Raw genomic sequence first — 21,595 nt, forward strand, 5'->3', positions numbered from 1 at the left:
CGCACTCGCTCGAAGGCACCCGAGCACAGCCCGAACGCCACGCACGTTGAGGTCGTCGGAAAGATCATCCATCTCCGGCAGAACTACCACTTCGGGCCAGATCCTCAAGCGCCTGGACATAGGCCGCCTGCCGGCCTCCCAGCGGTACAAGCGCCACGACCGCCGATGGAAGCGCTACGAGAAGCAACTGCCCGGCCACCGGGTGCAGATCGACGTGAAGTTCATCGAGCCGCTCGCCTCCATGCCCCAGGGCCGACGCGGCGGCCGCAACACGTACTACCAGTTCACGGCGATCGACGACTGCACTCGGCTGCGGGTCCTGAAAATCTATCCGACGCTCAACCAGACCACTGCCATCCAGTTCGTCGACCACGTCCTGCAGAGGCTGCCGTTCCAGGTGGAGGTGATCCAGACGGACAACGGAGGGTCGAACGCTCTCACCGTATCGACGGCGAGGAGTTCTACCGGCTCCTGGAGGGCGTCATCATCGACGACGCCGACGTCTTCAACGACAAGCTGCGCGAATGGGAGGACTACTACAACTACCATCGCCCCCACGGCGGCCAGACTCCTTATGAACGCCTCAAGCAGAAGACCGCACCCCGGGCGTAAACGATCACCGTCGGTTGCACAGCGTCTCGGCCGCGTCGCCCAGTAGTCTGCCGTACGTAGGCCAAGGCGCGGTCAGCGTCGTACTCCCTGACTCCGCCCGGGGCGGGGACCGGCTTCCCCAGCGGCTGGCAGGAACAGATCAGAAACCCGGTGATTCGGTCAGAAGCCCTGTCCGTCCGTGTTCCAGGCCAGGGTCGGCGCCGACAGGGCCCGCCCGAGGCGAGGCGGCTACAGATTCATCCGGTCATGGTCATAGCGGTAGCGACCACGAGACGACGTCCACTGGCAAGGCCACGGCCAAGCGAACCGGTGGCGGACGCCGCCTCGTTCCAATCGGGCGAAGCTTCATTGCTGCCGGTGGCAAGAATCAGCCCGACTTTGGAGAGCCGTCAGAGGTTGACGACGATGGCCTTGGTCTCCGTGTAGGCATCGATGACGTCGGTGCCGTGTTCCCGTCCGAGGCCGGACTGCTTGAATCCGCCGAAGGGCAGGGGGCCACTGCTCATCTGATTGACCGTATTGATCCACACGGTTCCGGCCTGGAGGCGGTCGGCCATGGTGTGGGCGCGGCTGAGATCGGTGGTGAACACGGTGGCGGCCAGGCCGTAGATGGTGTCGTTGGCGATGTGCACTGCTTCGTCCAGGTCGCTGAACGGCAGTAGGACGGCAACGGGGCCGAAGATCTCTTCCCGGGCGATGCGTGAGGTGTTGTCGAGTCCGGTGACCAGGGTGGGGCCGACGAAGAGGTCATCGGTTTCGTCGTGCGGGTTGCCGATGATCTCGCCCCCCTCCTTGCGGGCCAGGTCGATGTAGCCGGCGACCTTCTCGTAGTGACCACGAGAAGCTAGGGGGCCCATGAGGACCTGTGGGTCGAATGGGTCACCCATCGGGATCTTGGCCATGTTGGCTGCCAGGAGGCGGGTGAACTCCTCGCGCACGGACTCCTGGACCAGTACGCGGGTGCCGGCCACGCAGCTCTGGCCGCTGCCGGCCGAGAAGGCAAGGGCGGAGGCTGCCGCGGCGGCCTCCAGGTCGGCGTCTTCGAAGACGATGAACGGCGACTTGCCACCCAGTTCGAGGGTGACGCGCTTGAAGTCGCGGGCGGAGGTCTCCAGGACGTGTTTGCCCACGGCGGTGGACCCGGTGAAGCTGATCTTGTTGACGTCCGGGTGGGTGATCAGGGCCTCGCCCGTGCTCCGCCCCGGACCCGTGATGATGTTGAGGACACCGTCGGGAAGGTCGGTGTGCTCATGGACGAGCTCCGCCATGCGCAGCACGCTCAGTGAGGTCTGCTCCGAAGGCTTGGCGACGACCGTGTTCCCGGTGGCCAGTGCAGGGGCGATCTTGTAGCCCATCTGCAGGAGAGGACCGTTCCAGCCGGCGACCGCGGCAACCACACCCAGCGGGGAGCGCCTGGTGTACTGAAGCTGGCCGGGGGCCGAGGGGGCGGTGGCTCCGTAGATCCGGGTCGGCCAGCCCGCATAGTGGCGGTAGACCTCGACGGTGTGATCGACCATCCATCGTGTCAGCGACACCGGTCCTCCCATTTCCAGGGTGTCCAGGGTGGCCAGTTCGTCGGCGTGCGACTCGATGACTTCGGCGATCTGGTACAGCACGCGGCTGCGCTCGTCGGGGCTGATAGCCGCCCAGGCAGGGTCTTCGAAGGCGCGACGCGCAGCAGCCACCGCGGCATCAACATCCGCGCGCCCGGCTACCGCGACCGTGGTCACCTCGGCACCCGTCATCGGGTCGATGGAGGCCACGACTGCGCCGTCGGCGGCAGGCCGCTCCGTTCCATCAATGAACAGACCGCGCGGTTCCCCAGCGAATGCAGGAGAGGGCCGATTCGTGGCAGGAGTGAAAGGGGTGGTCATAGCGAGAAGTCCTTCTCTTCGGGGTGGTAAGGCACGCGTCGTGGTGATCGGGCGCCCTCTTCGCCGGCAACCAGAGAGGCCGGCCCGGGTGTGCTGAAGCGGATGCTTCCTTGCACCGTCGGCAGGCCATCGCGAGGTGCCGTTCGTGGATGGTGTGCCACAGGTCCAAGCGGGCGGGTGTATGCGGGCGGCGCGGGTGTGGGGTGTTCAGTCCAGGTCGGCCATGTCGAGGACGAACCGGTAGCGCACGTCGTTGCGGCGCAGGCGCTCCAGGGCTTCGTTCACCTGCGAGGACGGCAGCAGTTCGATGTCCGCGGTGATGTCGTGGGCGGCGCAGAAGTCCAGCATGGCGGCGGTTGCGGGCATGCCGCCGCTGCCGGCGGAGCTGAGCTTCTTGCGCCCCGTGAGGAGGGCGGTGGTCTCCACGGTGACGGGCCCGAGGTATCCGAGCTGGCTGAGGGTGCCGTCCATGGCGACGAGCTGGAGGTACGGGGCGAGGTCGTGCGGCGCGGAGATGGTGTCGATGATGACGTCGAAGCGGTCCCGCGCCGCGGCCAGCTGTTCCGGGTCGCTGGACACGAGGAGGTCGTGGGCGCCGAGGCGGCGCGCGTCGTCGGCCTTGTCGGGTGAGCGGCTGATGACCGTCGTCGTGGCGCCGAGCGCCACGGCCATCTTGACCGCGAGATGTCCAAGGCCGCCGAGCCCCGCCACGGCGACCTGACTCCCGGGCCCCACACCCAGGGCCTGGAGCGGCTCCCAGACGGTGATACCGGCGCAGAGCAGGGGAGCAGTGGCAGCCGGGTCAAGGCCCGCGGGGAGGTGGTGGGTGAACCGGTCGCGGACGATGTATTCGCGGGAGTAGCCGCCGAGGGTGTGCGAACCGTCCTGTCGGTCGGTGCCGGCGTAGGTCAGGGTCGGGAAGTCGTGGCAGAAGTTCTCCTGGCCCGCCCGGCACATGGCGCACTCACCGCACGAGTCGACGATGTTGCCGACCGCGACGGGGTCGCCGACGGCGAAGCCGGAGACGCCGGACCCGGTCGCGGCGACGACGCCGGTGAATTCGTGGCCCGGTACCAGCAGGTGCCCAGCCTTGCCGTCGTGAACGTCCAGCGCGTGCAGGTCGCTGTAGCAGACGCCGCAGTAGTCGACCCGCACGGCGAGGTCGTCTGCGCGCAGGTCGCGACGTTCGATCGGGCCGCGCTGCAGCGTGCCGGTCGTGCCGTCCGCCTGCCATCCAGTGGTGGGACGCATGACATCTCCTTAAACAGACTGTTCCGTCTATTCGAGAGTAAGCGCCCTTCCCGCAAGAAGCAAACCAACTGTTCTGTCTGTTAACGTCGTGGGCATGACGGACCAGCCCCTCACCTCACGCGGAGCCGCGACCTACCAGCGGATCCTCGACGCGGCGACGCAGGAGTTCGCCGAGCACGGCATCGCCGGCGCCCGTATCGAGCGGATCGTGTCCGCCGCGCGCAGCAACAAGGCGCAGCTCTACGGCTACTTCGGCAACAAGGAGCGGCTCTTCGACGCGATCTTCTTCGCGTCCCTGGAGCGGATCACGAACGTCGTGCCGATAGACGCCGACGACCTCGCGGACTGGGCGGTGCGCCTGTACGACGAGTACCTCCGGCACCCCGACCTGATCCGGCTGGCCACCTGGGCCCGCCTGGAACGCCGCCCGGCCGGACACCTCGTCGAGGGACGCGAGCAGTACGACGACCGCAAGCTGCGCGCCATCGCCGAGGCCCAGGCCGCAGGGCGCGTGCGCCAGGGCGACCCGTTCGACGTGATGGCCCTCGTCATCGCCATGTCGATGGCCTGGTCACCGGTCAGCAACGTCTACGCGGCGACCGCCGACGAACCTGTCGAGCTGCACGAGCAGCGCCGCACGCTGCTGCGCGAGACCGTCCAGCGCGCCGTCGCCGCGCACTGACACGGCGCGGGCCACCAGCGAAGGCCGCCTTCGTCCCGCGCACCGGGAACGCCCGGGGGAAGATGCAGTACGAACAGAGAATGTACGCCCGCCTCAAGTTCCTTGAACTGATGGCCGAGCTGAACGAGACCACGTTCGAGGCGTTCTTTCACCGTTTGATGTGCGCCCGCTATCCCGAGTTCCTGGATGTCAGACCCGCGGAAACCTCGGATACCAGGGCTCCGACGGGCTCATGCTGCACGAATCCAGACTGACCGCCGCGGCATGCACCCCGATGGGCTCGCGCAAGCTGTGGCACGAGTGCAGGCAACTGGACCTCGCCCTGGCCGAGGACGTACTCGGCTGCCGGATACCGATCCAGCCGGTCGTACACGGCATCGGCATGGAAGACCTTGCGCCACTGCTCAAGCACCTGCGCGACCAGCGCAGGGCAGCGGATCCGCTGATGCCGCTGGCCGAGGTGGACCCGCTCAAACTCGGCTTCAACCGGATCCGGGAAGAGGCCCGCGAGGATCTGCTGCGCGGCATGCGGCAACGCCATCTGGTCGAGGCGCTCTACACCGGCACACTGCGGGCCGTGGAGCACGATGAGGTCGCCCAGGGCTTTCGCGTGTACTAGGAGCAGGTCCGCCGCGACTTCCCCGATCCCGAAGACGTGCTGTGGCAGCTGGAGATGTACGTTCTGGGCAACGGCAGCGTGCCGCCACGCACACAGCGCGCGGCCTGGGTCGTTCTCGCGCACTTCTTCGAACGGTGCGACATCTTCGATGCACCCCCTCCGGGATGGTCCGGGCCGCTGGGGATCCCGGCATGATCACCCCGACGAAGGGCATCGCTCCCGACCGGTGCCTGCCGGCCGTGGGAGCGCAGATCCTCCTGGGCCTGGACGCAATACCGGTGCTTTAGGGCTTCTTCCGTGGGCCGGGGACGAAGGGGAATCGGGACTGGCCGTAGTGGTCGTCGATCATCCCGAGGTCGGTCTGGCAGATGCCGGTGTGGGTGAGGGCCACGTCCAGTGGTCCCAGTGGTCCCAGCGGCGCCGGCTTGTGCCCCCGGGCCTGGATGGGTCCTGCGGCGTGGTCGATGGTGTAGGCGAGAACGGTCATGGCGCCTCCATTTGGGGGCGGGGACTGAGGGCGAGGGCGATCGCGACCTCGATGTGCCGAGGGCGGTCCTCGGGCGGGACGGTGAGGTGCTTGACGCCTGCGGCGACGGCGAACAACTGGTAGGCCAGCTCTTCGGCGGTCACACCCGGGGTGCGCCCTGGCGCTCCCTCATCGCTCAGGACGGCAGCGAGCGCGTCGACGACGAAGCGCTCCAGGTCCTGCAGGAGCGCTTCGCCAAGCGCGCTCGCCGCGGCGAGTAGTTCATTCACCGCTTGGCTGGTGGCGGTGGCCGCGGGTCCGTGCACTGCCGTCAATGCGCCCAGCAGCCGGTCGTGCGGGGGCAGTTCCGTCCGGCGGAGTTCCTGGGTGACGGCGGTCCGGGTTTGGGCAACGACACGTTGCAGGCAGGCGTGGAAGAGCTCCTGCTTGTTCTTGAAGTGCAGGTACAGCCCCTGGCGCGAGAGTCCGGCCGCTATGGCGATGTCGTCCATGGACGTCTTGCGCAGACCGAAGCGCAGGAAGACCGGAACCGCCGCGTCGGCGATCTCCTCGCTTCGGGACAGCTCCTGCTCGTCCCCGCCCGTCATGCGCGCACCCGCTCTCCCTGTGCGAGCGGGGCGTAGTCCACGTTGGTCAAACCCACGCTGACCTCCCACAGTCGGCGGGCCAGGTCGGCGTCCTGGGCGCGCTTGGCAATGCGCCCGGCACTGACCGGGCCGCGGTGCTCATACATGTACGTGGGAGACCACAGGCTGCCGCCCGCCGCGTACGGGTCGGTGGCAGCGCGGAGGATCGGGCGGGCCCCGTGCAGCGTGGGCGTCCCCAGATACGGGTCGAGGACCTTGTCCATCAGCCAGCCCTGCGTGCGCGAGAGGTTGCTCTTGGACCAGCCGGGGTGGGCGGTCGTGGCACGCACGTGGGCGCCCGCGGCGGCAAGAAGGTTCTGCAACTCCAGGGTGAACAGCACGTTGGCGAGCTTGCTCTGCCCGTACGCGGCCAGCGGCCGGTACTTGCGCCTCTCCCAGTTGAGGTCATCCAACTCGATCCGGCCGATGTGCTGACCGGTGCTGGTGACCGTGGTCACCCGCGAGTCAGGCGTAGCCAGCAGGGTGGGCAGTAGCTGGCCGGTGAGGGCGAAGTGCCCCAGATGGTTGACGCCGAACTGCATCTCGAAGCCCTGCTTCGTACGCGAGAAGGGCGGCGTCATGATGCCCGCGTTGTTCACCAGCACATCCAGGCGCCCATGATGGGCCTGGAAGCCGGCGGCGAACGCGGCCACCGAGTCCAGGTCCGCCAGGTCAAGTGCGGCGACCTCCACACTCCCGCGCGGACCGGCCGCCTCCACCTTCTCAGCCGCAGACGCGCCCCGCTCCTGGCTGCGGCAGGCCATCACGACGTGCGCACCATGCGCAGACAATTCCCGCGCCACCTCAAAGCCGAGACCCGAGTTCGCCCCGGTCACCACCGCGGTCCGGCCCACCAGGTCGGGGATCTGGCGTTCTGTCCAGTGCTCCATCGTCATCACACTCCCTCGTTGAATATCAAGCTTGACGCAATAGGCCAACTTTGTCTAGTTAGACAAGTCGAATGCCCGAAGCCTGTCGGAGGGAGGCGCCTCGCGCCATCGGGCGAAGCTGGCACCGCCACCGCTACGTACGGTCATCATCGATGCCGAGACGGGCTAGCACATCGACGTCCTGCCCGACCGCAAGGCCGCAACCTTGGCGACCTGGCTGCGTGGGAAGAAGAGGATCGAGGTCGTGTGCCGGAACGGCATCTGCGCCGCGAGGCTCTCCAGATCACACCGGACCCCTGCCAACTCCGCACTCAGCACTCAGCACTCAGCACACGGTCAACGACACGAACCGATCAAGAAAACACGCCATCACGGACCGAGCATGACCAAGCCCTACTAGCGTCCATGAGGGTTCGGGTCCCGCAGGCCATCAGCGCGACCAGACGCAGCATCGGGTAACCGGCGGGCCCGTTCGGTCCGGCCTTCGCCTTGGGGAACACCAACAGGTTCGCGGGGGACTGTCCTGAAGTTTGTGTATGCCCCGGTGTGACCTGTCTGGCATGAGATGTGGTCTCTGTCGGGGAGGATCACCGATGGGCAGCAAGGACGAGTGTTCCCGCGAGAGTTCGGACGTCGTGCGCACGGGGGCTGAGTTGGCGGGACTGACCGAGCTGGACCGGAACTGGCCGAGCAGCTGGTGTACCGGGCCGGCAGCGAGGGACTCAACCTGGTCGGGGAGAACGGCCTGCTCAAGGGGCTCCTCCACGAATACGTGTATGCGGGACCAAGATGGCTGTCGTGGTGGGGTTTTCCCCAGGGTGCCAGTGGGTGCAGCAGCACTGGTGAGTGGCGGGGTGTCCGGCTGCCCCGCGGGGACCGGTTCCGGTGAGCATGGTCACTCGTCCGCACGTCGTCGCATCATCTGCACTCGGGAATCGCTCATGGCACGTGTCCGCCTCCCCCTCCGGTCCGCACACCGCATGATTCCGGCCGTCATCCTGCTCGCGGTCACGGTCGGCGGTCTCGCAGCCTGCGGCAACGACGAGGAGCCGAACCGGCGGGACCCCGGGCCCTCCTCCGCCCCGTCACGCCCAGGGGCGGACCGGGCGGCCGGGCAGACGCTTCACATGGTTGACAACGGTGGTCACCGTCTCGCGTTCCATGTCACCGACGGGCACGGCCCTACCATCGTGCTCGACTCGGGCGGCGGCGAGGACTCCTCCTACTGGAAGGACATCGTTCCCAAGCTCGGCGCGGCCACCGGGGCCAAGATCATCACCTACGACCGGGCCGGTCTCGGCAAGAGTGACGCCGTCTCCGGACCCTGGCAAGTGGAAGACGCCGTCGGCGACCTGAAGACGGGCCTCCAGAAGCTCGGCGTGACCGAGAACGTGCTCCTGGTGGCCCACTCACAGGCAGGTGAGATCGCGACCTACTTCGCCAAGGAGAACCCGGGGCTGGTGACCGGCGCCGTACTCGTCGACGCAAGCCTGCCCCCGCTGTACACGGACGAGGAGACGGCTCGCCTCGCCGCCGCGAACCAGCCCGCCGTCGACGCTGCCAGGAAGGATCCCACCGAGCCCCGGAACAGGCAGCTGATCTCCGTCGCGGAGAGCTACGTCCCGTTGCACCAGGCGTACCACCGCGCTGCCTGGCCCGGCACCGTTCCGGCAACCGTCATCGTGTCGGAGAAGACCCCGTTCGACGGCTCGCCCGAAGACGCCAGGCGTTGGCGGGATGCCGCCGCGACCTTCGTGCGGCAGGGCCCGGACCGGACACTGGTCACCGCGAAGGGCAGCTCGCACGACGTCCCCAAGGACCGGCCCGCCCTCGTGCTCGGTGAGATCGAGAAGATCGCACGGGCGACAAGCTGATGAACGGGACCGGACGCTACGGCCCAGGTGCCTCGCGGTGACGTGATGTACGCGGCGGGGACTGCGGCAGCCCATGACCGACGCCAGGGTCGGGCTCCGGCGTTGGGGGTACCTGCCGTGCTCGGCGAGCGGCACCCGTCAGGTGGTCGACCGCGTGCATTCTCGGCCCGTGCCGCAGAGGGCCGGCTCCGCGATCACCGGCCCCTGCCGGGCGGGTATCGGCACCGCGAAGCCTGTCCTGGTCGGGGTAAGACCGGCGGATCCTCCGCGCTCAGCCGTCGTACGGAGGATGTTTGCGCGCGGAGGTCGGCCGGCTGGCGGCCGCGATACCCGCGGAGCGACGACTCCGAGGTGCAGTCGAACCGGATACGGCAAGCCACCTGGTCACCCTGCACCACCAGCCGTTCGATCTGGAAGTACGGGTCCGGAATCTCCGTTGTGTCACGGCGCAGCATGTCCTGAAAGCCGAGGCGCCGAGCCGATACCGGCCGAGCCCGCCGCAGCCGCGACTCGTTCGAGGCGACCGGCGCCGTCTGTCGGAGCAGGGGACCGGTGCAGCAACTGTCTGCGTCCCGGGCCGGACTCACCCCAGAGTCTTCGCCCTCTCCAGCACCTCGGCAGGGGCCTTGGCCACTGATCCGGTGTCGAAGGGAGGCTGCGGGTCGTATTCGGTGCAGAGCTGAATCGCCTGCGCCGTCACCTCGTCGGTGAGCAGTGCGGACAGATGCAGGGCCATGTCGATACCGGAGGAAACCCCGGCCGAGGTGATGACCCGGCAGTTGCGGACGACGCGCTCGGGGGTGTGGACGGCACCGTACGACTCCAGTTCGGCGACGGCCTCCCAGTGGGTGGTGGCGGACAGGCCGTCGAGCAGGCCGGCCGCGGCGACAACCAGGGCGCCGGTACAGACCGAGGTCGTGAAGCGGGTGCCGGCGTGGATCCGGCGCACCCAGTCGAGGAAACCGGGGTCGTCCATCATGACCCGGCGGCTGTTACCGCCCGGGATCAGCAGGACGTCACAGCGTTCCACCTCGGAATACCGGGTTGGTACACGCATCGTCAGGGAGCCGAGTGCATCCTGCACCATTCCTGGCTTCGCCGTTACGAACCGGACGGTGGCGCCGGGCATGTACGCGAGTACCTCGTAGGGGCCCATCGCGTCGAGCGGCTCGAACTGGTCGAAGAGGGGGACCACGATGTCCATGCGGCGCAGCATAATCACCGGCCGTCAGCGTCCCGTCAGGGAACGCCCCACGCCCCGGGGCACCGGATGGCCTGGCGCAGCGCCCACCGGACGTCGATCTCCTGCCCTGCTCGAATCCGCCCCCGGCGAGTTGCTGTCGCGTCAGGCGAGCCGTACCGGCCCGGAATCATGGCCTCGTTCCCGGGTGTGTCCAGCCGCAGGTCCGGGGCGGGAACGGCGAGCGCACCGAGGCAGGCGACCGACGCGAGCAGGACGGGCACGGGGCGGCGCGGGACGAACTGGGTCCAGCGTGTGCTCCGGTTCCGGCCCGACCGCGGCCGCCGCACAGCAGCCTTGAGGCCGCCGTGAACTCGCTATGCGGGCCCGCGGTTCTTCCGGGGCTCGTCGGAATCCGTGGCCCGGACCGGTACGCGCATTCGCACCCAGGAAAGGACCTGTTCGGAGTCCAGCCCCGGGGCCCACGCGTCGGCCTGCCCGCTGCCCTCTTTTGGCAGGGGCCCCACGCCCAGCACCCTCAAGCCGGCACGTGACGCCGACTCGACTCCTGGGAGGGAGTCCTCGATCGCGAGCGCGGACCGCGGTGCGACCCCGCACAACGAGGAGGCCCTGCTGTAGACATCGGGCCATGGTTTGGGCCGCACGGGCTGCTCCGACTGGTCGTCCGGTGTCTCGTGCGACTCGTCGAAGTCTCGCTGCACGGTTGGCACGACGACGTGGCGGAAGTACCGGCGCAGGCCGGCGCGAAGCAGGCTCTCGTCCACCACCTCCATCGGGCAGTTACTGGCGACGGCCAGGGGAAGCCGATGCCAGCACAGCCGAACGAACTCGGAGGCGCCCGGCATGGTCACCGGATCCTCCGCGACGAGGGACATGAAGTGCGAGAGCAGAGCCGTGGAGAAGTCGGAGGCCAGATCGGGCTTGTTCGTCTCCTGCGCCATCAGGCGGCCGCAGTCGAGGTAGTGCACTCCTTTGGCCCGCTCGGCGAAACCGGGTGGCGTCTGCAGTCCGAAGTCACGGAACGCCCGTGTGCGGGCGTCCTGCCAATGACGCTCGGTGTCCATCAGGGTTCCGTCACAGTCGAAGACGATGGCCTCGGGTGACCAGTTCGGCAGGGTGCGTGAGAGGGGCGTCACGGTGGCCTCCTTGAGGGTCCGCGCGTTGCAGGACCACGAATCGCGGTGATGCCGGCTCACGTGCAGTGCGTCGGGGCCGTCTCCGTTCCCTTCCGGTTTCCGGTTTCCGGTGCCAGAAGGGTCCGTATTTGGGGCATCAGCCGCAAAAGGAAAACATTGCGACGGCTACGTTATTTCTGTCTCGAAACGAGGCGCAATCACCATTTCGAGTGCTCGCCCGTCAAGCGTCCATGGTGTATGTGCTACTAAGGAGTAGAGCGGCTGGGACGGCCCTGACTGACCGTCATGAATGGCGCGGAGAGCATGACTTGAGGGAGCCGTCGACCCAGGCTCCCTCCTGGGGGACGGGGCGCCGCCGTGCGATGCGGGTGGCCAGGAAAGGCACCTGGTCGGGTCACGTATCACCCGCACGCGTGCATCTTCGAAAGATAGACGCACCAACCCGCGCACAGTTGACGCCGGACTGCGCCACGCGTACGCGGGCGCACTACATTTTCCGTCGTTCATTCCACGACAAGCGGAAAGCGCGGAACTGTGCAGGAACGGGCCAGAGAAACCCGCAGATCACTCCTCGAGGCGGCCGCCTGCCTCTTCGCCGAGCACGGATACGCGGGGACCAGTGTCAATGACATAAGCGCCCGGTCCGGACGAACCAGCGGCTCCGTCTACTTCCACTACAGCAGCAAAGAGGGCATCGCCCTCGCCGTCGTCCGAGACGGCTTCGCCACGTGGTCCGGCCTTGCCACGTGCTACGCCGACCGCACCGTGCCACCGATGGAGCGCCTCGTCGCGCTGAGCCACAAGATCGCCCGGGCGCTCGCCGAAGACTCCCTGACGCGCGCGGGCGCCCGTCTCTGGGCGGAGCGTGACGCCATCAACGTCCGTCTCCCCGACCCCTTCGTTCTCTGGACGATGGCAGTGACGCGGCTGCTGGCTCAGGCGCGGAACCACGGTCATCTGGCCGCCCACGTCCGGCCTGCCGCCACCGCCCGGACTCTGGTCCGTGCGTTCTTCGGCTTCTGTACCCTCACTGAGGCACTCGACGGGCCCGAGGCCCTCAGCGGCCTTGTCTCCGACTGGTGGGAACTGACACTGCCCGCACTCCTTTCAGGCCCGCGCTCGGTAGCGGCGCCGGGGCGGCATGCGACGCCGGGAGAGAGCGTCACGGCATGCGGCACCTGTGAAGCAGCCTCGCCGAGGCCTGAAAGCTCCGGCTCCGCGCTTCTTGCGACGGGCGACGCATAGCCGAGAGGGCAATCGAGCCCGCCCCCCACAGACGGGCAGCGGAGGGGCGGCCCCTCAACTCAGCCCGCACAACCGACACCCGGGAATTGCCTCCGGACAGTGCGGGAACAAGGACCTCGACAATCCTCATCGTCGCTGCGGAGAGGCGCCTTCTGCTTACGTGATCACCAGCCGAACGGATCACTTCGTGAAACCCCGAGGTCAAAGGCCCAGGAGCCGTTCGGCGGTACCGTGGGCCATGCGGTTCTCGTCCTCGACACACATGTCTGCCTCGTCGAGGAAGGCTGCGACGCCTTCGTTTCCCACGAACGGATAGCCGACCGCGAGGACGATGCGCTCGATGCCAAGGGTCTCCACGCAATTCCGGAGCTGGGCCTGGTTCCACATGCCGCTCGGTGTGATGTGGACATCGTGCTTGGAGTAGTCCGCGAACGGTCGGTCCAGTTTCGTGATCCCCTTTAGGCAGCAACTCCTCGGTCCTGCAACTGCCTCAACTTCTTCAGCCGGGACGCCCGGCAACGGCTCCTCTGGTTCATCCCGGCTGTCGGCACGGACGGCGCCGGCCTGCTGCTGGCGGCCGTCGGGACGCAGGAGCTCGTCGAACCGTCCAGCGACGACATGTACTGTGAAACCAAACCGGACCGCTCGTGTGTGAACGCGATGCAGGTTGCCACGCCGGTCCAGCACCGTACTGCCCCTCAGAGGACCTCGCATGCCTGATCAGCCGTTCTTGGACGCGCGGCGCACCAGTCTGCTTGTCCTGGACTACCAGCACGGCATCGTGCAGCAGCTGTCGGACGCTGACGGTCTGCTCAACCGCGTCAACGCAGCCATCGCCGGCGTTCGCTCCCACGGCGGTCACGTCGCGTGGGTACGGGCCGCCCTCGACGACGCCGACTTCGATGCCATTCCTGAGTCGAGCGTCATGGCGCCCAGGGCGGCTCCACAACATCGTCTCCTGCTGCACGCTGACGCGCCCACCACGCGGATCGATGAGCGTCTGGTCCCGCAGCCGGACGACATGATCGTCCGTCGCCCCCGGATCGGTGCCTTCACCACAAGTGATCTCGACGAACAACTGCGTAGCCGGGACGTCACCACGGTGATCCTTGCGGGCATCGTCACCAGCGGAGTCCTGCTCAGCACCGTCTTCGAGGCGCTCGACCGAGACTATCGCGTCGTCGTTCTGCACGATGCCAGCGGCGACCGTGACCCCCAAGTGCACGAGTTCCTGACCGAGAAGATCTTTCCCAGGTACACGGTCGTGGTCAGCGCTGACGAACTGAACTCGCTGTGGCTGATGAGCAGTCAAGAGCAAGCGGTGGCAGAGGCACACGGCGACGCGCCCCGCACTCAGTGACTGCCAGAGGTGCGGAGCCCGTACAGGTGAAGGGTCAGCTGTGCGAGGCGTACGGCACGAAGTTCCCCTCCCACGCGTCGGGCATGAGTGCCGGGCGAGGGCCCTCGGTGTGCTTGAAGCCGCGGACGTGGACGGTGCCGGGGGAGCGTCCAGGCCGAGCTCGCACGCCGTGCCCCGGCCGACTGGCGCACCCCGGCTTTCCTGACCGCGCCGACCACACCAGGCCCGCCCGTCCGGTACCCGTACGACCGTGACCACGCTTCAGCCCCGGACGGCCGCGACAGGCGGGCCGCACCTCCACCACCGGTGAAGACGGAGATGCCTCGTGACCGCGGCCACCTACCGGTACGTCGACCTGCCCGACGCATCCGTGGTCACCACCGCGCGCTGTCGGCGGCGCCGGAGAACATCTCCGACACGGTCGCGGCCCGCGCGATGATGTGCATCCATGGCGGCGCCGGCTTCGGCAAGACCCTCGCCGTCAACATCTGCCTGCGCGCACTCGTACCCGGCGAGGACGTCCGCAAGATCACCTTCCGGGCCCGTCCCACCGCCCGCGCAGTGCGCGACGAACTGTTCACCGTGCTTGACCTCGCCGGCGAGCCGCCGCGTCACCCCAGCGAGTTGGACCGCCTGCTGAAGACCGCCCTGGCCGACTGCCCCCGCACCTTCCTGGTGGACGAGGCGCAGCGTCTTCCGGGGCCGGGACTGTAAATCGTTCGGCTCTGCCTCACATTCGGTGGTGACGGAGAGTGTCGCTATCCGAGGAGGATGCGGTGGCGGAGCAGGGTGAAGCCTGCTCGTCCGTGCATCTGGCGTGCGATCCGCTTGGTTTTGGTGTTCACGCCCTCGGTGGGGCCGTTGCTGTACGGAAGCGTGAGCGCGGCGATCACGGCGTCGCGGTCTCGGTCCAGGCCGCGGGTGAAGGCGTGCAGATGAGGCAGATCGGCTGTGCGGACCTGGGTGATCCAGCAATCGAGCTTGGCGGCATGTTCTGGGCGAGGAGTCAGGAGTTCGGCGAAGTCCCCGATGCAGGCGGCCAGTTGGGTCATCTCATGGCAGGCGGCGGTGAGCCGGGCCAGAAGATCGCGATACTCGGTCTTGAGGTTGTCGGGCCGGGTGAGCAGCATCCGAGCGAGGCGGCGCGGGGAGATGTGGCTGCGGTCGGTATCCGCACGGCCCTGGTTGATGTACTTGTCCAGGAGGTTCAGGCAGCCGGTGAACCCGAGGGCCTTGATCTCTTCGAAGAGGTGCTGGACGGGGACGCCGGGTTCCTCGGCCCGGCGTTTGCGCAGGTGCTCGCGGTAAGGCTCGACGAGGCTGGCGCGGTACTTGGGGACGCGGAGCATGCGCTCGGGCCGGTCGGCTCGCGCGTAGCGTTTGACGGTGTTCAGGGCCAGTTCCAGGCGGCGGGCGCATTCGAGCAGCACGCCCTGATCGAGCAGGCCGTGGACCTGGTGCCAGCGTTCCAGGGTCGTCTGCGCGCGGGGTCCCTCGTAGATGGGCGCGTCCAGCACGGCGGCCCAGCAGGTGCTGTGCGCCTGACCTCGCTCAAGACGGCTTCGCACAAGTTGTGCCACAGATGCCACCGATCACCGACCTGCGTCGCACGGGGCAGGGCACGGCGGATGGCCTCGGCGTAGGTCGCGGAGCCGTCGCGGCACACGACGTCGATGCCCGGATGCTCACGTAGCCACGCCTCCAGGGTGACTGCCGTGCGGTCGGGCAGCACGTCGATCCGCTCATGCGTCTCGGCATCGATGATCACGGTGGCGTAGCGGTGCCGCCGGCGCAGAGCGAAGTCGTCGACGCCGATCACACGGGGCGTCCGCCCTGCGGGCAGCGGGATGCGCAACAGGGCACGCAGAGCCGTGTGACGCGAGACGCCCGCCGCGGGTATCGCCAGCAAACGTGCCCCCGCCCGGCCCGCTAACTCCTTGACCACGGCCTTGACTTGCCTGGTCAGACAGGTGGTGCGTCGCTGGTATCGGTCCAGGACTCCGGGCACCTGCTCGCGGAAAGTATGTCGGCAGCCGCGAGTGGGGCACACCAGACGCCGCACCCGCACACGGACCACCACCCGTCGGCTGTCGACCGGTACGTCAGCCACAGTCCGCCAGTGGTAGCCGTGCACCCGCCCCGACGACGCCCCGCACACCGGGCAGACCGCCGTGTCCTGCGGCGTTCGTGCCCGGACCACGATCAGCTCGCCCTCGTCGGCGACATCCGCGATGACCAGCGGGGACAGGCCCGAAAACACCATCTGGACGAGCTCGTTGACATCTTTCACGTGACTATCAACGAACCTCACGACTCTCCGTCACCACCGAATGTGAGACAGAGCCGTTCGTTTGACAGACCCCGCATCGGCGAACAGCAGCGACAGCAAAACCGCCGCTACCTCGCCGTCCTCGGCGACCAGCCACCCCTGACCGCCAGCAAGCGCCCTCACCGTCCAGGCACGCCCCCCGAACCGCACCTGGCACCCCAGCCTCACCACCGGCCTGCCCGGCACCCCGCCTTTGGCCGCCCTCACTCTGCCGCCTGCGCCCACACCGGCATCCGCTCATGCACCGGCGCCGCCAAGTCCGCCGTCAGCCGTCCCGCCCACAGCGCATGGAACAGCGCGGGAAGCACGAGCAGCGGATCCCCGACCCTGCGTACGCCCTCCGACAGCGGCGCCGGTTCAGCGAACGCCTCCTGCAGCGCGACAGCCAGCAACCGATCACCGTGGTGCCGCGGGTGCCGGTATCCGGCCAGCCAGGTCACATTGCGCCGGTAGATCGAGTCGACAGGCCCGAGCACCCAGTACCGCCAGCCCACCGCCGCACAGACCTCTCCGACCACCGCAGCAAGAGACCGCTGCCGCCGAGACAGCTCCCCTCTCCCTGTGCAGTCGGCAAGCACTCCCTGGCCATCGGCCAGCCGGAGCATCAGCTGCGGAGCATGCGCCCGCACCTCGCTCGGCCCATGCCACCGCAGTTCAAGTGGCCGGGCGGCCAGACCGCTGACACGCGGGTCGCGGTCGAGGAGCATCACGTGCAGCCGCATCGCCGCGGACCCGTAGTGCACCAGCCGTCCGGTGGTGGCCGACCACCACCATCCCGGTGCCAGCCGCTTGCCTTTGCGGACTGGGAACGATTTCAGCGGCGGACAGCTTTCGAAGACCACCTCGGCGGCGGCCGACGACCACCTCGAACACTCCGCCGCTCCGCCCGCAGCCCGGAACAGCACATCCACCGACTCGACTTCTGGCCGCCGTGCCCTCGCTCCGCTCCGCCCAGCATCCTGCATACACAGCCAAACGGTTTATCGCCCCATCCGGTAATGGGCGACGCGCGGCCCATCGGCGAACGTTCAGCTGCGCCCGGATTGCTCTGCAGCCCAGGCGTAGCCCAGCTCGGCGAGGGCGGCCCGCTGTGTCGCATCCAGCCGGTCACGCCTGGCTTTCTGGTTACTCAAAAACACACCCAGCTTGATCGCCGAACCGTCCGGCAACTTCTCAACGTGCGCCCGCCCAACGACGGTTCTGCCCTCGCGCTGGATGTACTGGGCTAGGGCGGCCAGCCCGCGCTGGAACGCCTGCTGCGCCTTGGACGGCCCCTTCGCCGCGCCCTTGACCGTCGGGGTGGGAGGCGGCTCCTGGTCGGGCTGCACGCCCAGCTTCGACAGCCGTTCCCGCTGCTCGGTGGTCAGCAGTCTCCAGTCCCGGCGTTGTCGTTGGAGCCATCGTCCGATGTCGTCGCCGTCGAAGGTCACGCCGGGTGTGATGTCGGGCAGTGTTCCGTCGGGTTCGTCGGCGGCGAGATCGGCGAGGTGGCGGTAGTGACGTTGCCAGTCGAGTGGCCAGGGGCAGTTCCAGTCGGGATCGATCGCGGTCAGCTGCGCCGCGCGTGCAGCCGCACGCTCGGTGTTCTTGCCGAGGCCGCCCTTGCGGCGGAGATTGGCGATGTGCTGCCCGATGGGTACGGGCCCGTCGCCGGCCGGATCGTCCCAGACCGCGTCCTGGCGGGGCGCGAGGTGCCCAGTGGCACGCCGATGGGCCCGGAACACGGCGAGCTTGGTCTCCCAGGCTTCCTCGCCCGGTTCCCAGACCATCCCGGCCTCCGGGGCGTCGAGGAGCTTCTTGCGCCGCTCCTCCAGCTCTCCTGCCCGCAGCGCCTTCCGCTGCTGGTGCACCCATCGCCCAAGGGGAAAGGACTTCGTCGCTCCTACCTCCGTCTCGACGTCATAGGGGACGGCGTAGAGACCGGTGATCTCGCGTTCCTTCCGCCAGCGGAGCAGGGCTTGGTAGCCCTCGAGCCACACGAGGGATTCGGGTCGGTAGACGCGGGTGCGCAGGAACGCTGCGATGGTCGCCGGGTCGCGTGGGGTGGAGAAGTGCAGCAGCGCCGACTCGACCGCACCGTCGTCGCCGGACTGCTCCTCGGCCCCCGCGCCGTCGGCCGTGACGATCCGGCCCTCGGTGTCGCGTTGGATGTGGGTCTTGCGCTTGCCGCTGGTGAGCGCGCGAGAGGCGAGCTGTTCCACGAGTCGTTCATCATGCGAACGCAGGCCTTGGAGCACAGCGACCAGCCCGGCATACGAGGCGCTGGCGATCATGTCGGTGGGGTCCTCACCGGGTTCGAGGAAGACGGGCACGATGATCCGCGCGACCTTCGTGGAGCCGTCCCGATTGGGCCGAAGGGCCCGGCCGATGTTCTGCACGATCTCGACCTGGGAACCGCGGGTGTCCGCGAAGCAGACGGCCTCCACGCCGCGCTCGCCGGTGATGTCGACGCCTTCCCCGAGGACGCGGCAGCTGGCGAGGAACGCCCGGTGGACCCTGTGCCCGGTGGCGTCGATGCCGTTGGCGAACTGCTTCAGGGCTTCGCGGCGTTCGGTGACGAGGTGGTCGCCGCACAGCCACGCCGACCACACCCGCTCCGGCGGCACGTGCCGGCCGACTTCCAGCTCGTAGAACTGAGCGCCGATCGACGACGCGGGCAGCTCGCCTGCGGTCGCCAGGTCCTCGCCGGTGGCATCACGTGCATACAGCTCACCAGCGGTCTCGGGCAGCTTCTCCGCAAACGCTGCGGCCTCTTCCACCCTCTGGTGGAAGGTCATGACCGTATGCAGGTTGCACGCCGCGGCGTGCTCCAAAAGTGCGGTCTGCAGGAGCGCCAGGCGCCGGCCCCGCCGTGCCTCCTCTGACTCCCCGACGATGGGGGAGGGGTCGTGGATCTCGAGGACGTCGATCTCGAATCCAGCGAGGACGCCCCGCTCGATCGCCTCCGAGAGCCCCAGTTCGGCGCCGGGAAGCCACGCCCCGAAGGTGCCGTCCGGATCGTCGGCCATGCTTGCCAGCTCCACCTCCATTCCGCCCGCGCCCTTCTGCGGGCGGGGTGAGGCGAGGATCCGCGGCGTGGCGGTGAGGTACAGCCGGAAGTCCGCCGGGATGCGGGCGTTGTCGTGGATCGCCGCCCACGGCCGGCCAAGATCACCCGCGGTTGAGTGGGCCTCGTCCACGATGGCGAGGTCGAACAGGGCCATCCGCTGGCCGTAGAGCCGTTCCCCGCCCGCCAGAGCGGTCTCCAGCGGCCCGCGGACCTTGCGCTGGCCCGTCGGGTCCTCCGGGTCCTCGCGGTCCACGAGGGAGGCGTACGTGGCGAACACGACGACCGGCCCGGACCCGGCCCACAGCGCCAGCTGGATCGCATTGGTAGTGGTGCGCACCCCCAGCGAGGTGAGGACGGGATCGTTCTCCAGCGAGCACACCGCCACCATCGCCGCCCGATGCCCGACCGCCCGCCACGCCTGGGCGGTCTGTGCGAGCAGGTCCAGGGTCGGCACGCTCACCAGAATCCGGCCGCCCGGGAAGCACTCCAGCCCGCTCGCTGCAGCCGTGATCGTCTTGCCCGAACCGGTGGCGGACACCAGTGTGCCCCGCGCCCCTTCAGCAGGAACAGATGATCTTGCAAAGAATTTGACCCATTCCCGGATTGCGGTTTTCTGGGTCACCTGATGTTCCCGGAGGCTGATCACGACATTCGATCCCTTCTTTTTCCGGGCGAAATCAGGTTTCTCCACCACGAGCTCGCGGAAGCACCGGACCCGCCAGAGCCAGAGCCAGAGGCGGGGAGCGGGTACCTGTCGATGCCGCCGCGGGCGGGCAGCTCGTCCTCGAAGTCGCAGGCGGCTACGGCCTTGAAGCCCCCGCGCCACAGTGCTCCGAGCACGGCTGCGACGGCCTGGACCACCTCCTCGGCCGGCGCTCCCGCAGTGGCCTCGCATTCCAGCACGGTCGGCCACTGAAGGAAGTCGAAGGGGTGGGCGCGCCGGCCTGTGGCGTAGTCGTTGGGCTCGCCTTCCACGCGCACTGGCCCGACCACCAGTTCCGCGCCAGCGTCCTCGACGAGGCCGAGCAAGTCTCGAAGCCGGCCTACGACCCGCGGAGCGGCCTCCGCGTCCACGTAGATAGAGGCATCCCTGTAAGCGGAGTCTGGATCGAGGGGCGAAGGCCCGCGGTCATTCGTCACGCGCACTCCCTGGAGTCTCCGCCGGGGCCAGGGCCAGGGCGAGGAAGCGCTGGAGCAGCCGCTTGATCGGCTCGTGGTGGTAGTACTCGGCGACCTGCAGGGGCGTCTCTCCGTCGATGGCTGGCAGACGCGGATCAGCACCGTAGGCCAGCAGGATCGCGGTGGAGGCCGTATTCAGGGGGTAGTCCGTCTGTACGTGAGCGTCGCCTTCCAGGCCGATCGCGTGAGTCAGCAGCGTGAGCCCGAAACACACCTCGTCCGGATCGGCCCCAGCGTCCAGGAGCCTGGCGAGAGTCTCATACTCACTCATCTCTACGGCCTCGTGCGCCGGCGTCCACGGCTCCACTTTGGGAAAAGAGCTCGGCCTCAGCGCATCGGAATCCACCATGTTTCCCTCTCCGCCGGCCTTGCCAGGACGTTGCGGACACCTGCCTACTGGGGTGTCCCTACCTTACGCCAATGCTACATGCTGCATCACATTGAGATGTGGACTTGCGGGCCCCCCTCGACAGATCCCCTTCCACGAGGTCCCGTCCGACCCTGATGGCCGGCGTGCCTCGGGGTACATGGTGCCGCATGGCACCGAAGACCGAACGCATCCAGTTCCTGCGGGCCGAGCGGCAACTGCGCCGTATCCGCTCCTTCTACACTGCGGCCATCCTCCTATGGGCAGGGTCCGCGGCCTGGACCGGCTGGCAGGCCCGGGGAGCCGTCAGATGTGGGTGTCCGTCCTCCTCCTAGCCGTCTTCACCGTCCTGCTCGTCACCGCGAGCCTCGCCCTGCGGCGCCTCGCCGTTCCCGCCACAGGCCGGCCCGTACACCACGCTGCCCCGCACAGGCTGCCGAGCACCCGCCGTCACGCCCCTGCCTGAGGGCCCATCACTCTTCCCACGAGTCAATCCGAGCCCCGACTCCGCCTCACCGGGGGCGGAGTCCACGGTCTGCTGACAGTCCACTGCCGGAGGACCACCCCCACCCCTGTAGATGCCCGGGCCGAAGGCCCGTTGACGAGCCCGCGCAGCGGGTCCGTCTTGTGGCGCGCAGCGCCACCAGGTGGCTGGAGCGCAGCGGAAGCCCCCACCGGGGGCGCAGGCCCCCGTGACTCCGGGAGCGCAGCGGACGGAGCGTCACCAGACCGGCGCAGCCGGTCTGGTGAGCGGCGGGACGCGCAGCGTCCCGCCAGCGCTCACGCTCCGCGTGAGCGTTCGCTTGCCTATCGC

20 protein-coding genes and 2 pseudogenes are annotated in these 21,595 nt (G+C 68.3%); 8 read left to right on the top strand and 14 right to left on the bottom strand.

What is annotated here, in order from left to right:
- Positions 1-46: 46 nt before the first annotated feature.
- The gene (locus tag ACGH7X_RS41765; protein ID WP_399896619.1) at positions 47-658 is read left to right on the top strand and encodes a hypothetical protein; all 612 of its coding nucleotides are present in this window, start codon (positions 47-49) and stop codon (positions 656-658) included.
- Between the two features lie 343 nt (positions 659-1,001).
- Here ACGH7X_RS41765 and ACGH7X_RS41770 read toward each other — a convergent pair whose 3' ends face one another.
- Entirely contained in the window at positions 1,002-2,375 is a 1,374-nt protein-coding gene (locus ACGH7X_RS41770; RefSeq protein ID WP_399896622.1) for an aldehyde dehydrogenase family protein, read from the bottom strand.
- Positions 2,376-2,693: 318 nt separating this feature from the next.
- Positions 2,694-3,737: an NAD(P)-dependent alcohol dehydrogenase gene (locus ACGH7X_RS41775; RefSeq protein WP_399896625.1), complete on the bottom strand. Its 1,044-nt coding sequence runs from the start codon at positions 3,735-3,737 to the stop codon at positions 2,694-2,696.
- Positions 3,738-3,831: 94 nt separating this feature from the next.
- On the opposite strand from ACGH7X_RS41775, the gene ACGH7X_RS41780 reads away from it, so the two are divergent.
- Both ACGH7X_RS41780 and ACGH7X_RS41785 read left to right on the top strand, forming a co-directional pair.
- Positions 3,832-4,419, top strand: coding sequence for a TetR family transcriptional regulator (locus tag ACGH7X_RS41780; protein ID WP_399896628.1), 588 nt, complete (start codon positions 3,832-3,834; stop codon positions 4,417-4,419).
- A gap of 232 nt (positions 4,420-4,651) precedes the next feature.
- Entirely contained in the window at positions 4,652-5,038 is a 387-nt protein-coding gene (locus tag ACGH7X_RS41785) for a hypothetical protein (protein ID WP_399896631.1), read from the top strand.
- 283 nt (positions 5,039-5,321) lie between these two features.
- Here the strand turns inward: ACGH7X_RS41785 and ACGH7X_RS41790 are convergent, their stop codons facing one another.
- Genes ACGH7X_RS41790 through ACGH7X_RS41800 form a run of 3 tightly spaced genes read right to left on the bottom strand, consistent with a single transcriptional unit; the run spans position 5,322 to position 7,041 of the window.
- Positions 5,322-5,525 carry a hypothetical protein gene (locus ACGH7X_RS41790; protein WP_399896634.1) on the bottom strand — a complete coding sequence of 68 codons (204 nt, stop codon included), beginning with the start codon at positions 5,523-5,525 and terminating at the stop codon, positions 5,322-5,324.
- Positions 5,522-6,112 carry a TetR/AcrR family transcriptional regulator gene (locus ACGH7X_RS41795; RefSeq protein WP_399896637.1) on the bottom strand — a complete coding sequence of 197 codons (591 nt, stop codon included), beginning with the start codon at positions 6,110-6,112 and terminating at the stop codon, positions 5,522-5,524. Before ACGH7X_RS41795 ends, ACGH7X_RS41790 begins: the two co-directional genes overlap by 4 nt.
- Positions 6,109-7,041 (bottom strand): oxidoreductase, encoded by a 933-nt coding sequence (locus ACGH7X_RS41800; RefSeq protein WP_399896640.1) that lies wholly within the window; start codon positions 7,039-7,041, stop codon positions 6,109-6,111. The genes ACGH7X_RS41795 and ACGH7X_RS41800 overlap by 4 nt, the downstream gene beginning before the upstream one ends.
- A 941-nt stretch (positions 7,042-7,982) precedes the next feature.
- On the opposite strand from ACGH7X_RS41800, the gene ACGH7X_RS41805 reads away from it, so the two are divergent.
- Positions 7,983-8,915, top strand: a complete 933-nt coding sequence (locus ACGH7X_RS41805) for an alpha/beta fold hydrolase (protein WP_399896643.1) — start codon at positions 7,983-7,985, stop codon at positions 8,913-8,915.
- A 194-nt stretch (positions 8,916-9,109) separates the two neighbouring features.
- On the opposite strand, the gene ACGH7X_RS41810 is transcribed toward ACGH7X_RS41805, so the two are convergent.
- The 3 genes from ACGH7X_RS41810 to ACGH7X_RS41820 form a co-directional block, all read right to left on the bottom strand.
- Positions 9,110-9,502 (bottom strand): ester cyclase, encoded by a 393-nt coding sequence (locus ACGH7X_RS41810; RefSeq protein WP_399896646.1) that lies wholly within the window; start codon positions 9,500-9,502, stop codon positions 9,110-9,112.
- A complete protein-coding gene (locus ACGH7X_RS41815; RefSeq protein WP_399896649.1) occupies positions 9,499-10,119 on the bottom strand; it encodes a DJ-1/PfpI family protein in 621 nt (206 codons plus the stop codon). The genes ACGH7X_RS41810 and ACGH7X_RS41815 overlap by 4 nt, the downstream gene beginning before the upstream one ends.
- Positions 10,120-10,472: 353 nt before the next feature.
- Positions 10,473-11,252: an HAD family hydrolase gene (locus tag ACGH7X_RS41820; RefSeq protein WP_399896652.1), complete on the bottom strand. Its 780-nt coding sequence runs from the start codon at positions 11,250-11,252 to the stop codon at positions 10,473-10,475.
- A 534-nt stretch (positions 11,253-11,786) separates the two neighbouring features.
- On the opposite strand from ACGH7X_RS41820, the gene ACGH7X_RS41825 reads away from it, so the two are divergent.
- On the top strand, positions 11,787-12,497 hold the full coding sequence (locus ACGH7X_RS41825; RefSeq protein ID WP_399896655.1) for a ScbR family autoregulator-binding transcription factor: 711 nt from the start codon (positions 11,787-11,789) through the stop codon (positions 12,495-12,497).
- Positions 12,498-12,698: 201 nt separating this feature from the next.
- Here the strand turns inward: ACGH7X_RS41825 and ACGH7X_RS41830 are convergent, their stop codons facing one another.
- The gene (locus ACGH7X_RS41830) at positions 12,699-13,184 is read right to left on the bottom strand and encodes a hypothetical protein (protein WP_399896658.1); all 486 of its coding nucleotides are present in this window, start codon (positions 13,182-13,184) and stop codon (positions 12,699-12,701) included.
- Between the two features lie 25 nt (positions 13,185-13,209).
- On the opposite strand from ACGH7X_RS41830, the gene ACGH7X_RS41835 reads away from it, so the two are divergent.
- Entirely contained in the window at positions 13,210-13,857 is a 648-nt protein-coding gene (locus ACGH7X_RS41835; RefSeq protein WP_399895406.1) for a cysteine hydrolase family protein, read from the top strand.
- A 318-nt stretch (positions 13,858-14,175) separates the two neighbouring features.
- Positions 14,176-14,571 (top strand): AAA family ATPase, encoded by a 396-nt coding sequence (locus tag ACGH7X_RS41840; RefSeq protein WP_399895409.1) that lies wholly within the window; start codon positions 14,176-14,178, stop codon positions 14,569-14,571.
- 44 nt (positions 14,572-14,615) lie between these two features.
- On the opposite strand, the pseudogene ACGH7X_RS41845 reads toward ACGH7X_RS41840, so the two are convergent.
- The 5 genes and pseudogenes from ACGH7X_RS41845 to ACGH7X_RS41865 all read right to left on the bottom strand — a co-directional run bounded on the left by ACGH7X_RS41845 (position 14,616) and on the right by ACGH7X_RS41865 (position 20,685).
- Positions 14,616-16,120 (bottom strand): annotated as a pseudogene (locus ACGH7X_RS41845) (ISL3 family transposase).
- 269 nt (positions 16,121-16,389) lie between these two features.
- The gene (locus ACGH7X_RS41850) at positions 16,390-17,097 is read right to left on the bottom strand and encodes a TnsA-like heteromeric transposase endonuclease subunit (protein ID WP_399895412.1); all 708 of its coding nucleotides are present in this window, start codon (positions 17,095-17,097) and stop codon (positions 16,390-16,392) included.
- 117 nt (positions 17,098-17,214) lie between these two features.
- A complete protein-coding gene (locus ACGH7X_RS41855; protein WP_399897747.1) occupies positions 17,215-19,881 on the bottom strand; it encodes a Helicase associated domain protein in 2,667 nt (888 codons plus the stop codon).
- Positions 19,878-20,375, bottom strand: coding sequence for a hypothetical protein (locus tag ACGH7X_RS41860; protein WP_399897791.1), 498 nt, complete (start codon positions 20,373-20,375; stop codon positions 19,878-19,880). The genes ACGH7X_RS41855 and ACGH7X_RS41860 overlap by 4 nt, the downstream gene beginning before the upstream one ends.
- Complete coding sequence (locus tag ACGH7X_RS41865; protein WP_399895415.1) at positions 20,365-20,685, bottom strand: ankyrin repeat domain-containing protein; 321 nt, start codon at positions 20,683-20,685, stop codon at positions 20,365-20,367. The genes ACGH7X_RS41860 and ACGH7X_RS41865 overlap by 11 nt, the downstream gene beginning before the upstream one ends.
- 266 nt (positions 20,686-20,951) lie before the next feature.
- Here ACGH7X_RS41865 and ACGH7X_RS41870 point away from each other — a divergent pair.
- A pseudogene (locus ACGH7X_RS41870) lies at positions 20,952-21,247 on the top strand (hypothetical protein).
- Positions 21,248-21,595: the final 348 nt, after the last annotated feature.

Origin of the sequence: Streptomyces sp. BBFR51 (assembly GCF_044591655.1) — a bacterium.
Classification (GTDB): Bacteria; Actinomycetota; Actinomycetes; order Streptomycetales; family Streptomycetaceae; genus Streptomyces.

Excerpts from the sequence above, each read along its gene's own strand:
- ACGH7X_RS41775 (WP_399896625.1), bottom strand. The coding sequence starts at position 3,737 with ATGCGTCCCACCACTGGATGGCAGGCGGACGGCACGACCGGCACGCTG.
- ACGH7X_RS41780 (WP_399896628.1), top strand. The coding sequence starts at position 3,832 with ATGACGGACCAGCCCCTCACCTCACGCGGAGCCGCGACCTACCAGCGG.
- ACGH7X_RS41785 (WP_399896631.1), top strand. The coding sequence starts at position 4,652 with ATGCTGCACGAATCCAGACTGACCGCCGCGGCATGCACCCCGATGGGC.
- ACGH7X_RS41790 (WP_399896634.1), bottom strand. The coding sequence starts at position 5,525 with ATGACCGTTCTCGCCTACACCATCGACCACGCCGCAGGACCCATCCAG.
- ACGH7X_RS41795 (WP_399896637.1), bottom strand. The coding sequence starts at position 6,112 with ATGACGGGCGGGGACGAGCAGGAGCTGTCCCGAAGCGAGGAGATCGCC.
- ACGH7X_RS41800 (WP_399896640.1), bottom strand. The coding sequence starts at position 7,041 with ATGGAGCACTGGACAGAACGCCAGATCCCCGACCTGGTGGGCCGGACC.
- ACGH7X_RS41805 (WP_399896643.1), top strand. The coding sequence starts at position 7,983 with ATGGCACGTGTCCGCCTCCCCCTCCGGTCCGCACACCGCATGATTCCG.
- ACGH7X_RS41815 (WP_399896649.1), bottom strand. The coding sequence starts at position 10,119 with ATGGACATCGTGGTCCCCCTCTTCGACCAGTTCGAGCCGCTCGACGCG.
- ACGH7X_RS41835 (WP_399895406.1), top strand. The coding sequence starts at position 13,210 with ATGCCTGATCAGCCGTTCTTGGACGCGCGGCGCACCAGTCTGCTTGTC.
- ACGH7X_RS41840 (WP_399895409.1), top strand. The coding sequence starts at position 14,176 with ATGCCTCGTGACCGCGGCCACCTACCGGTACGTCGACCTGCCCGACGC.
- ACGH7X_RS41865 (WP_399895415.1), bottom strand. The coding sequence starts at position 20,685 with ATGAGTGAGTATGAGACTCTCGCCAGGCTCCTGGACGCTGGGGCCGAT.